13 protein-coding genes are annotated in these 15800 nt (G+C 65.9%); 11 read left to right on the top strand and 2 right to left on the bottom strand.

The annotated features are described in order from the left end of the window. The first annotated feature begins 2 nt into the window (after window positions 1–2). The 7 genes from ACVILL_RS13650 (at window position 3) to ACVILL_RS13620 (ending at window position 7135) form a co-directional block, all read left to right on the top strand. Window positions 3–1073 carry a PhoH family protein gene (locus ACVILL_RS13650; RefSeq protein WP_083742211.1) on the top strand — a complete coding sequence of 357 codons (1071 nt, stop codon included), beginning with the start codon at window positions 3–5 and terminating at the stop codon, window positions 1071–1073. Window positions 1074–1141: 68 nt separating this feature from the next. Then, on the top strand, window positions 1142–1639 hold the full coding sequence (gene ybeY / locus ACVILL_RS13645; RefSeq protein ID WP_456729508.1) for an rRNA maturation RNase YbeY: 498 nt from the start codon (window positions 1142–1144) through the stop codon (window positions 1637–1639). A 1-nt stretch (window position 1640) separates the two neighbouring features. Next, window positions 1641–2753, top strand: coding sequence for a hemolysin family protein (locus tag ACVILL_RS13640; RefSeq protein WP_456729507.1), 1113 nt, complete (start codon window positions 1641–1643; stop codon window positions 2751–2753). Beyond that, entirely contained in the window at window positions 2750–4363 is a 1614-nt protein-coding gene (gene lnt, locus ACVILL_RS13635; RefSeq protein ID WP_456729506.1) for an apolipoprotein N-acyltransferase, read from the top strand. Before ACVILL_RS13640 ends, lnt begins: the two co-directional genes overlap by 4 nt. Before the next feature lie 262 nt (window positions 4364–4625). After that, the gene (locus tag ACVILL_RS13630) at window positions 4626–5042 is read left to right on the top strand and encodes a helix-turn-helix domain-containing protein (RefSeq protein WP_212019449.1); all 417 of its coding nucleotides are present in this window, start codon (window positions 4626–4628) and stop codon (window positions 5040–5042) included. Window positions 5043–5273: 231 nt separating this feature from the next. Then, entirely contained in the window at window positions 5274–6398 is a 1125-nt protein-coding gene (locus ACVILL_RS13625) for a M20 family metallopeptidase (protein WP_456729505.1), read from the top strand. Beyond that, window positions 6395–7135: a tRNA (guanine(46)-N(7))-methyltransferase TrmB gene (locus ACVILL_RS13620; protein WP_456729504.1), complete on the top strand. Its 741-nt coding sequence runs from the start codon at window positions 6395–6397 to the stop codon at window positions 7133–7135. Before ACVILL_RS13625 ends, ACVILL_RS13620 begins: the two co-directional genes overlap by 4 nt. A gap of 117 nt (window positions 7136–7252) precedes the next feature. Here the strand turns inward: ACVILL_RS13620 and ACVILL_RS13615 are convergent, their stop codons facing one another. Beyond that, window positions 7253–8098, bottom strand: a complete 846-nt coding sequence (locus ACVILL_RS13615) for a phytanoyl-CoA dioxygenase family protein (protein ID WP_456729503.1) — start codon at window positions 8096–8098, stop codon at window positions 7253–7255. Window positions 8099–8310: 212 nt separating this feature from the next. Beyond that, window positions 8311–9381 (bottom strand): DUF2336 domain-containing protein, encoded by a 1071-nt coding sequence (locus tag ACVILL_RS13610; protein ID WP_456729502.1) that lies wholly within the window; start codon window positions 9379–9381, stop codon window positions 8311–8313. Between the two features lie 376 nt (window positions 9382–9757). Here ACVILL_RS13610 and rimP point away from each other — a divergent pair, with 376 nt between their 5' ends. The 4 genes from rimP (at window position 9758) to infB (ending at window position 15667) form a co-directional block, all read left to right on the top strand. Beyond that, window positions 9758–10534: a ribosome maturation factor RimP gene (rimP, locus tag ACVILL_RS13605; RefSeq protein ID WP_456729501.1), complete on the top strand. Its 777-nt coding sequence runs from the start codon at window positions 9758–9760 to the stop codon at window positions 10532–10534. Between the two features lie 3 nt (window positions 10535–10537). Next, a complete protein-coding gene (nusA, locus tag ACVILL_RS13600) occupies window positions 10538–12154 on the top strand; it encodes a transcription termination factor NusA (RefSeq protein ID WP_456729500.1) in 1617 nt (538 codons plus the stop codon). 15 nt (window positions 12155–12169) lie between these two features. Further along, window positions 12170–12856, top strand: coding sequence for an RNA-binding protein (locus ACVILL_RS13595; RefSeq protein ID WP_456729499.1), 687 nt, complete (start codon window positions 12170–12172; stop codon window positions 12854–12856). A 111-nt stretch (window positions 12857–12967) separates the two neighbouring features. Next, window positions 12968–15667 (top strand): translation initiation factor IF-2, encoded by a 2700-nt coding sequence (gene infB / locus ACVILL_RS13590; RefSeq protein ID WP_456729498.1) that lies wholly within the window; start codon window positions 12968–12970, stop codon window positions 15665–15667. Window positions 15668–15800: the final 133 nt, after the last annotated feature.

The raw sequence follows: 15800 nt of genomic DNA, 5'->3' as shown, positions 1-15800 counted from the left end.
CCTTGCCCAAAAGCGCATCGGATTCGTCTTCGCTTGCTCCCAGCCGCAAACCTGACCGCGACATGCAAATGCCACCCGAGACCCGGCCACCTGAAACTCAGGTCGTCATCGATTTCGACGACAACCGCGCCGCATCCGCGCTGGTCGGCCCTTACGGCCAGAATCTGGCGCTGATCGAGCGGCGGCTCGGCGTCGTGGTCGATTCCCGCGGCAACCATGTCAGCATCGCGGGCTCCCGTGACGGCTGCGACGCGGCGCGGCGTGTGCTGGAGACGCTCTATGCGCAGGCCGTCGCCGGACACGATCTCGATCAGGGCGAGGTCGAGGGCGCGATCCGCGCCGTGCTCGCACAGGGCTCGCTGTTCGAATTCGACAACAAGACCGCCAAGCCGACGTTCGAGACCATCAACCTGCGCAAGCGTCCGGTGCGCGCCCGCACCGCGGCGCAGGATTCCTACATCCGCGCGCTGAAGCGGCATGAGCTGGTGTTCGGTATCGGTCCGGCCGGCACCGGCAAGACCTGGCTCGCGGTCGCCCATGCCGCGCAACTGTTCGAGCGCAAGGAAGTCGATCGCATCATCCTGACGCGGCCCGCGGTCGAGGCCGGCGAGCGGCTCGGCTTCCTGCCCGGCGATCTCAAGGAGAAGGTCGATCCGTATCTGCGCCCGATCTATGATGCGCTGTATGATCTGATGGATGCCCGCGTCGTCGAGCGCGCGCTGCAGGGCAACGAGATCGAGATCGCGCCGCTTGCCTTCATGCGCGGCCGCACCCTCACCAATGCCGCCATCATCCTCGACGAGGCGCAGAACACCACGACGATGCAGATGAAGATGTTCCTGACACGCCTCGGCGAGAACAGCCGGATGATCGTCACCGGCGATCCCTCGCAGGTCGACCTGCCGCACGGCCAGGCTTCGGGGCTCACGGAAGCCGTGAAACTGCTCGACGGCGTCGAAGGCATCGCGCAGGTGCACTTCAAGGCCGAGGACGTCATCCGCCATGAATTGGTGGCGCGCATCGTGGCCGCCTATGAGGGATTGCCGCAAAAGCCGGCAAACGCCAGATCTTGAGACCAATAGCTTCGGCTGCGGGTCCGCATGATGCGGGTTCCGGCCATAACGCAGATTTTGAAACGAAGGTGTCCGCTTTTCCTGCAACCGAGGTTCTCGTCACCGCCGAATGCTGGCAGGCCGAGCCCCATGCCGACGCGGTGATTCATCGCGCTATCGAGGCTGCCGCCGAGATCGCCGACGCCGATGTCGCCGGCGCCGAGCTTGCGGTGATGCTGACCGACGATGCCGGCATCCGCACCCTCAACGCCAACTGGCGCAGCATCGACAAGCCGACGAATGTGCTGTCGTTCCCGGCGCTGCAGCCGGAAGGCGCCGGCGGACTTGACGATGCCCCGCGCATGCTCGGCGATATCGCGATCGCCTATGAGACGACGCGGCGGGAAGCCGATGAAGAACAGAAACCGTTCGATCATCATTTGAGCCATCTCGCGGTGCATGGCTTCCTGCATCTGATCGGTTACGACCACGAGAACGACGACGATGCCGAGGACATGGAAGGTCTCGAGCGCGAGATCCTCGCTTCGCTCGGCATTCCCGACCCCTATGCGGATCGGATCGCCTGACATGCCGGATTCCGAACCTACCCACGACAATCCGCGCAACGTGAGCAACCTGCCCGCCGTGGTGCATGAAGGCGAGGTGCAGCGCCCGGCCGCCGAGGGCTGGCTGGTGCGCGCGATCCGCACGCTGTTCGGCTGGAAGGCCGGCTCGGTGCGCGACGACCTCCAGGTGGTGCTCGACGCCTCGACGCCCGACGACGTCGGCTTCTCGGCGATCGAGCGCACCATGCTGCGCAACATCCTGTCGCTGAACGAGCGGCGGATCGCCGACGTCATGGTGCACCGCGCCGACATCGTCGCGGTCAAGCGCGACATCCCGCTCGGCGAGTTGATGAGCCTGTTCGAGAGCGCGGCGCATTCGCGGCTCGTCGTCTACAACGAAACCCTCGACGATCCCGAAGGCATGGTGCACATCCGCGACCTGCTCGCCTTCATGACCGCGAAGGCGCGCGTCACCGACACGACCAAGACGCGGCGCAAGAAGCCGTTCCCGGCCGGGCTCGACCTGCGCAGCGTCGACCTGGCGCTGCCGCTGGCGGACGCCAATATCATCCGCAAGCTGCTCTATATCCCGCCGTCGATGCGCGCGATCGACCTGCTGGCGCAGATGCAGGCCTCGCGCATCCATCTCGCGCTGGTGGTCGACGAATATGGTGGCACCGATGGATTGGTCTCGATCGAGGATATCGTCGAGCAGATCGTCGGCGAGATCGACGACGAGCACGATTCCGACGAGCCGCCCTCGATCGTTCGCCAGGCGGACAACTCCTTCATCGCGGATGCGCGCGCCAGCCTCGACGATGTCCGCTCGGTGATCGGCGAGGATTTCGTGATCGGCGACGCCGGCGAGGAGGTCGAGACGCTCGGCGGCTATCTGGTGTCGTTCGTCGGCCGGCTGCCGGTGCGCGGCGAGGTGATTTCGGGACCCGGCAACTACGAGGTCGAGGTGCTCGACGCCGATCCGCGACGGGTCAAGCGCGTGCGGGTCACCGCGCGCAAGGAACGGCCGACACCGCGCAAGGAGCGCGAGCGGCGCCGCGAGCAGGCACCGGACTCCGGAAACCCGCAGGCGAATGACAATCTGCCGCCGCCCGGCGAGGGAGCCGGTCCGCAGTGAGGCTGTCAGACAAACTCCGCTCGGTCGGACTTGCGATCATTTTGACCTGGGGATGGAAGCGCGCAGTGCTCGCGCTCGCGGCCGGCGCGCTGTCCTCGCTGGCGATGGCGCCGTTCAACGCCTGGCCGGTGCTGTTTCTGACCTTTTCCATCGCGGTCTGGCTGATCGACGGCAGCGCCGCCGGGCGCTGGCGCGGCCTGCCCGCCGCGGCGATGTCCGGCTTCTGGTTCGGCCTCGGCTATTTCGTGCCAGGTCTGTACTGGATCGGCTACGCCTTCTTCGTCGATGCGGACACCTTCGCCTGGCTGACGCCGTTCGCGGTGCTCGGCCTGCCCGCCTATCTCGCCTTGTTCACCGCCTTCGGCTTCGCGCTCGCGCGGCTGATCTGGCCGCGCGACGCCTCGCGCGTACTGGCGCTCGCGGTCAGCCTGACGATTTCGGAGTGGCTGCGCGGCCATATGCTGAGCGGCTTTCCGTGGAATGCGTTCGGCTATGCGCTGACCGAACCGCTGGCGCTCGCCCAGACCGCGTCGCTGATCGGGCTGTGGGGCATGACGTTCCTGGCGGTCGCGATCTTCGCAAGCCCGGCCGTGCTGATCGACGGCGCCTCGCGCGGGCGCAAGCCGTGGCGGGCGCCGGTCGCCGCGGTGCTGGTTCTCGCCGCGATGTTGGCGTTCGGCGCAGTCCGCCTCTCGCAGCAACCAACCAAAATGGTCGACGGCGTCAAGCTGCGCATCATGCAGCCCGATCTGCAGCAGGACGCCAAGTTCAACTACTCCGCCAAGGCGGCGGTGATGCAGAAATATCTCACATTGTCGGATCGGGCCTCCGGGCCGCATTCGACCGGCGTGAGCGACGCCACCATCCTGATCTGGCCGGAATCCGCTTTCCCGTTCTTCCTGACCAAGGAAGCCGACGCGATGGCGCAGATCGCCGACCTCCTGCCGAAGGGAACCGTGCTGATCACCGGTTCGGTGCGTGCGCCCGATCTGCCGCCCGGCGCCCGCATCACGCGCGCCTACAATTCGATCTACGTGATCGACCACGACGGCAGCGTGCTCGCGGTCTACGACAAGCTGCACCTTGTCCCATTCGGAGAATATCTGCCGTTCCAGGACTGGATGGAGAAGCTCGGCTTCGTGCAGCTCACCAAGGTGCAGGGCGGCTTCATTCCCGGCACGGTCCGCCGGACGCTCGACATTCCGAAGGCGCCGCGTGCACTGCCCCTGATCTGCTACGAGGCGATCTTTCCCGGCAATGTCGTGAGCCGCGACGACCGCCCCGGCTGGATCATCAATGTGACCAATGACGGCTGGTTCGGAATCTCGACCGGCCCCTATCAGCATCTGCAACAGGCCCGGCTGCGCTCGATCGAGGAAGGCCTGCCGATGGTGCGCGCCGCCAATACGGGCATCTCGGCCGTCGTCGACCCGCTCGGGCGGATTGTCGCGCAACTCGGGCTCGGCATCGAAGGCGTTCTCGACGCCGGCCTGCCGATGGCGATCGCGCCGACGATCTACGCGCGTGTCGGGAACATCCCGGCCGCTGTGATTGTGATCACGGCCCTGGCGTTCGTGTTGCGGCGCCGTTTTGCGAGGCGAAAAGCCTGACGGCTGCATATCGCCGGTTGTCGCGAACCCGAAAAAACGTCGAAATTTACCTCAGCGCGATTCCACCAGTTGACAGATCGACCGTGCACTTCGCATTGTACGGGTCCACGCGAAATCACAAGCCACGTCAGCCCCTTTGCGCAAATTGTCCGCATTTCGTCCCGATCCTCCTTGCAGGATTTGACGGCACCGGCGCCTGAGGCATACTCCACGTCCAACTTGCCTCACCCACCGGGCGCGCAATCCCTTAGGAGAGTTGGAGATGTCCACCAAAGCGCCCAATCCTGTTGACAAATATGTCGGCAGCCGTGTCCGCATGCGACGCATCATGCTCGGCATGAGCCAGGAAAAACTGGGCGAGGCGTTAGGCCTGACGTTCCAGCAGGTGCAGAAATACGAGAAGGGCACCAACCGCGTCGGCGCCAGCCGGCTGCAGCAAATCTCGGAAATCCTGCAAGTGCCGGTCTCCTTCCTGTTCGACGGCGGCCCGAGCGGCGTCAAGACCGCCGACGGCTTCAGCGAGGGCTCCTCGCCGACCTACGTCTCCGATTTTCTGGCAACCGCCGAAGGCCTGGCCCTGACCCGCGCCTTCACGCGCATCGCGGATGCCAAGCTCCGCCGCAGCATCGTCGAACTGGTCGAGCAGATCGCGGCACGCGAGGCGGCCGAACAGGTCTGATTCGGCCATATCCGTTTGAGAGATCGTCAAATCTGGAATATGTCATTCCGGCGCACGTCAAGGCGCGATGGCCTCAGGTTGAGCGTCATCGCGCTCTAGCTCGTTGTTTGAGCATGAACTCCGCGCAAACGCTTCGCGTTTGTCGCGAGGGAAAACCGCTTCTCACTTTCCGGATCACGCTTTGGCGCGTGCGCTGAATGACAAAACGAATTCACAGGCGACGACAACAACATGTCCAGCAACCCGTTCGAAACCGCTGCGATCCTCGACGGCATCCGCCGCTGGGTCGAAATCGAGTCGCCGACCGAACGGCCGGATCAGGTCAACAAACTGGCTGATCTCGTCGCGGCCGATTATCGCGAGCTGCCGGCCACGGTCGAGCGCGTCGCGGGACGCGACGGCTGCGGCGACCACCTGGTCACGCGCTCGTCCTGGGGGCAGGACGCCCCGGGCATCCTGGTGTTGAGCCATCTCGACACAGTTCACCCGATGGGATTCATCGAGCGGTTACCATTCAAGATAGAAGGCGACAGCGCGTTCGGACCGGGCATCTACGACATGAAGGGCGGCGCCTATCTCGCCTATCATGCGTTCCGGCAGATCTGCGCCGATGACGCCCGCCCGCCGCTCGGCATCACCCAGCTCTACGTCTCGGACGAGGAGATCGGCAGCCCGACCTCGCGAGCGCTGATCGAGGCCGAGGGCCGCAAGGCCAAATACGTGCTGGTGACCGAACCCGCACGCGACGGCGGCAAGATCGTCACCGGCCGCAAGGGCGTTGCCCGCTTCGACGTCCACATCAAGGGCGCGCCGGCGCATGCGGGGACGCGCCCCGAGGACGGCCGCAGCGCGATCCGGGAACTCGGCAATGTGATCCAGACGCTGGAGGCGATGAACGATCTCAAGCGCGGCGTCACCGTCAATGTCGGCGTGGTCCGCGGCGGCACCAAGCCGAACGTGATCGCCGAAGAGGCCTATGCCGAAGTCGACATGCGCGTGCCGACCATGGCCGACGCCGACGAGCTGGTGCCGAAGATCCTCGCCATCACGTCGCGTACCGAGGGCGTCACCGTGAAGGTGACCGGCGAATTGAACCGTCCGCCCTACGAGAAGAGCAACGCCGGTGCCGCGCTGTACGAACACGCCAAGGGGCTTGCCGCCGAACTCGGCTTCGAGCTGATCGATGTCTTCACCGGTGGCGGTTCCGACGGCAATTTCACCGCGCCGCATACCGCAACCCTCGACGGCCTCGGCGTCGACGGCAAGGGCGCGCATACTCACTACGAGCAGCTCTACATCTCCTCGATCGAGCCGCGCGCGCGCCTGCTCTACCGTCTCTATCAGACGCTGCGATGACACCGGCTCCGAACGACACCAGCGATCGCGATTCCCAGGAGGACGGCGCGATGGCCCATTCGCGCGGCTCGTTCTTCGGGCGGCGCAAGGGCCACAAACTGCGCGCGCACCAGGCCGATCTGATCGACAATCTGCTGCCGCATCTCTCGCTCGACATCTCGGCGCCCGCGCCCGGGACGCTGACCGAATTGTTCGATGACGGCATCGAGACTGTCAGGCTCGAGATCGGCTTCGGCGGCGGCGAGCATCTGATCGCGGAAGCGCAGGCGTTTCCGACGACCGGCTTCATCGGCTGCGAGCCCTATGTCAACGGGATGGCGAAGATCCTGACCCGGATCGAGGCGCAGAACATCGGCAACATCCGCCTGTTCGCCGGCGACGCCGCTGAGCTCTTGGCCTGGGCGCCGGCCCGCTCGCTCGCGCGCATCGACCTGATTCATCCCGATCCCTGGCCGAAGCGGCGGCACTGGAAGCGGCGCTTCGTGCAGGATGCAACGGTCGCTGCGATGACGCGACTGCTGCCGCCGGGCGGCGAATTCCGCTTCGTCAGCGACATCGACGATTATTGCGCCTGGACGCTGGCGCATCTGATGCGCTCGCCCGACTTCGCCTGGCTCGCGGAGCGCGCGATCGACTGGCTCGAGCCGTGGCCGAACTACACGATGACGCGCTACGGCGCCAAGGCCGAGCGAGAAGGACGCAAGGCGGCGTATCTGAGATTTCGACGCGTCGATTAGACTGTCGTTCCGGGGCGCGAGTGAAACGAGCGAACCTCAGGGGCGCAATTGCGCCCTGGGGAACCTCGAGATTCCGGGTTCGATGCAAACGCATCGCCCCGGAATGACGGAGAGTTGCTATCCCTTCGCCTCCGCCAACCGCGCCTTCCTGACGTCGGTCGCCTCCCACACCATCCGCTTGCCGCGCTCGCGGCCAAGCAGTTCGATCGGATCGTGATTGTCGATGTGGCCGAACTGGCCCTTGTAGACGCTGTAACCGCACAATTCCTGCAAGCGGCGCGGGAAGCGCGCCGCGGTGTCGCGGGGAATGCCGAGCTGCAGGTTTTCCTGCTGCCGCATCCAGCCCCAGCAATAGGCGCAGGAGAAGGCAAAGCGCCTGGCGTCGCTCGAGTTGGCGCCGCCGCCATGCCACAGCGCAGAGTCGAACAGCATCACGCTGCCGGCCGGCATGGTCGCGGTGACCGCGTCGTAATCCTTGCCGTATTCCGGCGACGAATCGAATTTGTGGCTCGCCGGAACGATCCGCGTCGCGCCGTTGTCGTCGCGGAAATCGGACAGCGCCCAGATCGCATTGATCGTGATCGGAATGTGCGGCCGCGGCAGCGGGATCAATTGGGTGTCTTCGTGAATCGGCTGCGCCACCTCGCCGGGCCCGAGCACCAGCGAGCAGAACGACGAGAGCAGGCATTCCCTGTCCAGCACGCGCTCGACCACCGGCAGCACGTTCTCGTGCAGCGGCACCTCCCAGAACAGATCGTCATAGGTCAGGAGGTTGTTGATGCGCAGCGTCTTGAAGCCTTCGAACGACGTCCGGGCGAGGCCGAGATTGTGCTCGCGCTCGATCCGCTCGACCGCTGCCTTCAATCCCTCGACCAGGTCCGGCGAGGCGGCGCGCTCGATCACGGTGTATCCGTCGTCGCGGATCCGCTCGGCGTGCGATTGGATGTCGGCGTCCGTCAGCATGGCGATCTCCCCGTTGGCGCTGTGTCGCGCCTTGCGGAAAGCATAGCGGAGCGCTTTTGGGTTTGGGAAGTACGCAATGTGATCCGTCATGCTGAGGAGGCCGCAAAGCGGCCGTCTCGAAGCACGACGGCCCGACTGCAACAGCGCGGCCGTGCATCCTTCGAGACGCGCTGCGCGCTCCTCAGGATGACGGGTTGAACGTTGCGCTTGAACTACCGCGACTTCCAGAAATCCACGACCCGTTGTGCCGTTGACGGCATCAGGCGCACGAAATTCACCCGCGCACCTTCGATGTCAGCCGGCGACGGCACGCGGTTGGGCCCGAGCCGCATCAGGATCAGGGCGCGCACGGTCGGCCATTCGAAACCGACCGTTTTGCTCGCGATCAGGATCGGGTCGTAACGATCGCCGGAGATCAGGCGATCGAGCGTGACGATCTTCACGCCGGCCATCGCGGCGAGCGCCGCCACGCATTCCTCGTATTTGAAGGCCTTTGCGAAACCTGCCACCGCGGCTTCGTTCAGTTCTCCGGCGCGATGCAGCGCCAGGATCGCGCGCTGCGCAGCTGCGAAATCGCGGCCCTCGACCTGCACGACGGCGCCCTCGATCTCGTTCATCGCGAGCTTGATCTCGGCCTGCCGTTCCGGCTTGGCGACATGATGCAACCGGCGGCGGATCACGTCGATCGAGCCGGCCAGCAGGCTCTTCAGATGCGCGGGCGGCAGATCGTCGCGGCGGCCGATCCGCAGCGTCAGCACGCCGTCCTGGCCGGCGCGCCGCACCAGCGTCGTGAAGGACGCGTCCGAGAACGCGGCGCCGGCATTGCCGGCCGCGCATCGGATCACATCGCGATCGCCGCGACGGACGATGACATCGGTCAGCGCGGCCGAGAGCTTCGATCGCTCGGCCATTGCGAGCAAATGGCCTTGCCCCTTGGCATTGGCGATCTCGACCAGCGCCTTTTCGTCAATCACCGGCGATCGGCGCAGCACCGGCCCCGCGATCGCGACCTCATCCTCGCGGGCGAGTTGCCCGACCAGGCGCCGCGGCGCATTGACGAGCGGCGCGAGCCGTTCCGCAAGATCGATCCGCGCCGCAAGCTCGGCATGCGGCACCAGGCTGGTCAGCACCCCGTCGAACAGGTCGATATGGTCGGGACGAAAGCTCGCGGCGCCCTGCAGGAACAACTCGCCGAGCCGCCGCGCGGCCTCTGCGCGGCGCTTGGGGTCGCCGCGGCGGACGATGTCGTCGAGTTCCGGGATCAGCGCAGGGGCTGTCGTCATGAGCCTTGTCCAAACCGGCCAGTTTTGCCGATTTTCGGCAATCTATGGTCCCGTTCGTAAACGGAGGGTTAGATCAAACCTGCACCGTCCGAGCCCCAAAATCGCGTTCCGCAGGAGGCCACAGGCCTTGCCGGACCCCGGCAAAAGCGCTATATCCAGCGCAACTTATGGTATCTCATACGATCGCGTAGGAGAGTGGGCCCCCCGGGACCCGCTCTTTTTTATTACCTGACGGGACCCAGCGAGGCCGGGTCCAGTTTGGGTAGCGTTAGCGGCCCCTTAAGGCCACCTGAACAACACAACCGACCTCAGCATCCTTTAGACCCAAGAAAACCTAAAGACCCAAGAAAACCTAAGACAGCCTTTGACACTGGATATGACCGAACCGACCGCCGCGTCCGTGGACACCGAACTGCTCGCCGAGCCCAGGCTCGTCGTCGAGCCCGGGGTCGCGGCGCGCGTCGCCGCGGTCGCCGTCCCGGTATTGCAGGGCATGGGCTATCGCCTGGTGCGCATCAAGGTCTCGGGCGACGCCGGCTGCACCGTGCAGATCATGGCGGAACGCCCCGACGGCTCGATGCAGCTCGAGGATTGCGAGGCGATCTCGCGCGCACTGTCGCCGGTGCTCGACGTCGCCGACCCGATCGAGCGCGCCTACCGGCTGGAGATCTCGTCGCCCGGCATCGACCGCCCGCTGGTGCGCCGCTCCGACTTCGAGCGCTACACCGGGCATCTCGTGAAGATCGAGATGGCGGTGGCGCATCAGGGCCGCAAGCGGTTCCGCGGCCTGCTCGCCGGCGTCGAGGGCAATGCGGTGCGCATCACGCGCGACGATCCGCGTCCAACCGAGGACGCCGAGGTTCTCCTGGTGATGGAGGACATTTCGGACGCGCGGCTGGTGCTGACCGACGAGCTGATCGAGGAATCGATGCGCCGCGGCAAGGCGGCCGAGCGCGAGTTGCGCCGCGAGCTCGGCCTCGCGCCGCCGCAGCCGGCACACGCCAGGAACAGCGATCCCGCGAAGAGCCAAAGGCCGAAGCCCAAGCCTGGTGACAAGCCCGGCAAGAAGCCGGCCCCGACCAACACCAAAAAGCACCGCCTGGCCGCCGAGCGCGCGCGCCGTGGCGAGATCGATCCATTCGAAGGAGACTAAGCCATGGCAGTCAGCGCCAACAAACTCGAACTGCTGCAGATCGCAGACGCAGTTGCGCGCGAAAAGTCGATCGACCGCTCCATCGTGATCGCGGCGATGGAAGACGCCATCGCCAAGGCCGCCCGCGCCCGCTACGGCAGCGAGACCGACGTCCATGCCGAGATCGATGCGAAGAAGGGCGAGCTGCGGCTGACGCGCCACATGCTGGTGGTCGACGTCGTCGAGAACTCCTCCAACCAGATTTCACTGGCCGATGCGCAGCGCGCCAATCCGGGCGCCCAGGTCGGCGACACCATCGCCGACACGCTGCCGCCGCTGGAATATGGCCGCATCGCCGCGCAGTCCGCCAAGCAGGTGATCGTGCAGAAGGTGCGCGAGGCCGAGCGCGACCGGCAATACCAGGAATTCAAGGACCGCATCGGCGACATCGTCAACGGCATCGTCAAGCGCGTCGAATATGGCAGCGTGATCGTCGACCTCGGCCGTGGCGAGGCGATCGTGCGCCGCGACGAGATGCTGCCGCGCGAAGTGTTCCGCAACGGCGACCGCGTCCGCGCCTATATCTTCGACGTCCGCCGCGAGACCCGCGGCCCGCAGATCTTCCTGTCGCGCACCCATCCGCAGTTCATGGCGAAGCTGTTCGCGCAGGAAGTGCCGGAAATCTATGACGGCATCGTCGAGATCAAGGCGGTCGCCCGCGATCCGGGCTCGCGCGCCAAGATCGGCGTGATCTCGCGCGATTCCTCGGTCGACCCGGTCGGCGCCTGCGTCGGCATGCGCGGCTCGCGCGTGCAGGCCGTGGTGAACGAGCTGCAGGGCGAGAAGATCGACATCATTCCGTGGTCGCCCGACATCGCGACCTTCGTCGTCAACGCGCTGGCGCCGGCCGAAGTCGCCAAGGTCGTGATCGACGAGGACCGCGAGCGCATCGAGGTCGTGGTGCCCGACACCAACAACCAGCTGTCGCTGGCGATCGGCCGCCGCGGCCAGAACGTCCGCCTCGCCTCGCAGCTGACCGGCTGGGACATCGACATCCTGACCGAGCAGGAAGAGTCGGAGCGCCGCCAGGCCGATTTCGAGAACTCGACCCGCGTGTTCATGGAAGCGCTCAATGTCGACGAGGTGGTCGGCCAGCTGCTCGCCTCCGAAGGCTTCACCTCGGTCGAGGAACTCGCGCTGGTCGACGTCAAGGAACTCGCCGGCATCGAGGGTTTCGACGAGGAAACCGCCACCGAGCTGCAGACCCGCGCCCGCGAGTACCTGGAGCAGCTTGACGCCGAGCTGGAAGCCAAGCGCAAGGAACTCGGCGTCGAGGACGCCATGAAGGACGTGCCCGGCATCACCGGCAAGATGCTGGTGAAACTCGGCGAAAACGACGTGAAGACGGTCGAAGACCTCGCCGGCTGCGCCACCGACGATCTGGTCGGCTGGACCGAGCGCAAGGAAGGCGGCGAGCCGACCAAGCACGCCGGGTTCCTCGACGGCATCGAGATCTCGCGCGACGAGGCCGAGGCCATGATCATGCAGGCCCGCCTCAAGGCCGGCTGGATCACCGAGGCGGATCTCGCCAAGCCGGCCGAGGAGGCCGAGGCCGCCGAAGCCGAAACAACGGCGTCGTAAGGAGATGGCCTACGGATGCTCGCTCAGGCTGACCCCGATCTCGACGATGGGCCGCGGACGCAGAAGTCCGCGACCACGCGGATGTGCGCGGTCAGCCGCGAGGTGCGTCCGATCGACGAGCTGATCCGGTTCGTCGTCTCGCCGACAGGCGAGGTGGTCCCGGATCTCAAGCGCAAGCTGCCCGGCCGCGGATTATGGATTTCCGCATCGCGGCAGAGCGTTGCGGAAGCGGTCCGCCGTCACCAATTTAGCAAGGGATTCAAGCGCGATGTCCGCGTTGCGCCGACCCTTCCCACCGACACCGACGCACTTTTGGTGCGCAGCGTCACCGAGGCCCTGGCGATGGCCGCCAAGGCCGGCCAGGTCGTCTCGGGCTTCGGCAAGGTCGAGGACGCGCTCAACCGGAACGAAACTGCAGCCCTGATCCACGCTTTGGACGGCGCCGCGGACGGAATCCGCAAATTGGACGCGATCCTCAGGCAAAGGGGCGGAAAACGTGGTGAATCGCCGGTAATCGCCGTCGTCAATGTTTTGACGTCGGACGAATTGGATTTGGCACTTGGGCGGTCAAATGTGATACATGCTGCGCTGCTCGCGGGCCCGGCGAGCAAGACGTTCCTGTCGCGCTGCCAGATGCTGGTCCGATACCGGATGGCCGACGACGACAAGACCGCCGAAGCGGCCAGAAATTCCAGAGCCTGATCCAGGAGGAAGGCGGACGCCGTCTTTCCGACTGGATCATGCTCAGCAAACGACGACAGGTTGAACGATTTGTGCGGCAAACGCGCAGCGAAACGAGATTAGGACTGCTGAATGGTTGATACCAAGACCCCTGGCGACAAGACTTTGAGTGTTCCGAGCAAGACGTTGTCGCTGAAGCCGCGCGTCGAGACGGGCACCGTGCGCCAGAGCTTCAGCCACGGCCGGACCAAGCAGGTCGTGGTCGAGAAGCGCGGCAAACGCCGCGTCGGTGGCGATGGCCCCGGCGAGGCGCATGCGCCGGAGCCCGTGGTTGCAAAGCCGGTGGCGCCCGTTCCCCGGCCGCCGCAGGGCCGCCCCTCGGGCCCGCCTCCCGGCCAGCAACAGCGCAACACCCGCTCCGGCGTGGTGCTGCCGACCTTGACCGAGGACGAGCGTTCCGCGCGCGCCAGCGCGCTTGCCGACGCCCGTCAGCGCGACATCGAGGAGCGCCGCCAGGCCGAAGAGGAAGCCAAGCGCCGTGCCGTCCGCGATGCTGCCGAGAAGGCCGAACGCGAGGCCGCCGAGGCCCGCCGCAAGGCGGAAGAAGAGCGTCACCGCCACGAGGAAGAGGCCAAGCGCAAGGCCGAGGTCGAGGCCAAGCGCCGCTTCGGCGAAGGCGAGGCCAAGCCCGCCGCGGCGCCCGCCGCTGCACCGGCCAGGCCCGCGACACCCGCACCTGCATCTGCTCCGGCCGCCCGTGCGCCCGCAGGACGCCCGACGACCACGACAACCGCGCGCACACCGGCCTCTGCGCCGAGGCCGGCGGCGGTTGCGGCCGGGCCCGACGAAGACGAAGGTCCGCGCCTGGTGCGCCGCCCCGGCGGCGCCGTGCGCCCCGCCGCGGCTCCGAAGACGACCCACAAGCCCGGTCCGCAGAAAGAGCGCGGCCGTCTCACTCTGACCACTGCGCTCAACGCCGACGACGTGCGCGAGCGCTCGATCGCCTCGTTCCGCCGCCGCACCCAGCGCCTGAAGGGGCATGCGTCGAACGAACCCAAGGAAAAGCTGATCCGCGAAGTCACCATCCCGGAAGCGATCACGATCCAGGAACTTGCGAACCGCATGTCGGAACGCGCGGTCGACGTCATCCGCATGCTGATGAAGCAGGGCGCGATGCACAAGATCACCGACGTGATCGATGCCGACACCGCCCAGCTGATCGCCGAAGAGCTTGGCCACAGCGTCAAGCGCGTCGCGGCATCCGACGTGGAAGAGGGCCTGTTCGACGTCGCCGACAATTCCACCGACACCGAGCCGCGTTCGCCTGTCGTCACCGTCATGGGTCACGTCGACCACGGCAAGACCTCGCTGCTCGACGCGCTGCGCCACGCCAACGTGGTGTCCGGCGAAGCCGGCGGCATTACCCAGCATATCGGCGCCTACCAGGTGCTGTCGCCCGAGAGCGGCACCAAGATCACCTTCATCGACACACCCGGCCACGCCGCGTTCACCGCGATGCGCGCCCGCGGCGCCAAGGTCACCGACATCGTCGTGCTGGTGGTCGCGGCCGATGACGGCGTGATGCCGCAGACGATCGAAGCGATCAACCACGCCAAGGCGGCCAAGGTGCCGATGATCGTGGCGATCAACAAGATCGACAAGCCCGATGCTCGGCCCGAGCGCGTGCGCACCGAATTGCTGCAGTACGAGGTTCAGGTCGAATCGCTCGGCGGCGACGTCGTCGACGTCGAGGTCTCGGCGAAGAACAAGACCAATCTCGACAAGCTGCTCGAGATGATCGCGCTGCAGGCCGAAATCCTCGACCTGAAGACCAACTCGGAGCGTCCTGCGGAAGGCACCGTGATCGAAGCCAAGCTCGATCGCGGCCGCGGTCCGGTCGCGACCGTGCTGGTACAGCGCGGCACGCTGCGGGTCGGCGACATCATCGTGGCCGGCGCCGAGATGGGCCGCGTCCGCGCGCTGATCTCCGACCAGGGCGAGAATCTCGAAGAGGCCGGTCCGTCCGTGCCGGTCGAGGTGCTCGGCTTCAACGGCCCGCCGGAAGCCGGCGACCGTCTCGCCGTCGTCGAGAACGAAGCCCGCGCCCGTCAGGTCACGAGCTACCGCGCGCACCAGAAGCGCGAGAACGCCGCGGCCTCGATCTCCGGCATGCGCGGCTCGCTCGAGCAGATGATGTCGCAGCTGAAGACCGCGGGCCGCAAGGAGTTCCCGCTGATCGTCAAGGCCGACGTGCAGGGCTCGCTGGAAGCGATCCTGGGCTCGCTGGAGAAGCTCGGCACCGACGAAGTCGCCGCCCGCATCCTGCATGCCGGCGTCGGCGGCATCTCGGAGTCCGACGTCACGCTGGCGGAAGGCTTCAACGCTGCGATCATCGGCTTCTCGGTCCGCGCCAACAAGGAAGCGGCAGCCGCAGCCAAGCGCAACGGCATCGAGATCCGCTACTACAACATCATCTACGACCTCGTGGATGACATCAAAAAGGCGATGTCCGGCCTGCTCGCGCCCACGCTGCGCGAGACCATGCTGGGCAACGCGCAGATCCTGGAAGTCTTCAACATTTCCAAGGTCGGCAAGGTCGCGGGTTGCCGCGTCACCGACGGCACCGTGGAACGCGGCGCCAACGTTCGCCTGATCCGCGACAACGTCGTGGTGCACGAAGGCAAGCTGTCGACGCTGAAGCGCTTCAAGGATGAAGTGAAGGAAGTGGTCTCCGGCCAGGAGTGTGGCATGGCATTCGAGAACTACGGCGACATGCGTGTCGGCGACGTGATCGAATGTTACCGCATCGAGACGATCCAGCGCTCTCTGTAAGTCCAAATCTTACTAAGCGCAGATCTTACTAAGCGTTGGGTCCATTTGACTGAAAATGCGACGGCGTGGCCGGACTTTAGTCCGGCCACCGGTGCATTGTCTGATTGAAAGCAAAGTCAGGACATTGATGCCC

The organism is Bradyrhizobium sp. USDA 3364 (assembly GCF_054056355.1).
Note: the sequence above shows the minus strand (reverse complement) of the source record. Positions and strands in the feature narration are given on the sequence as shown.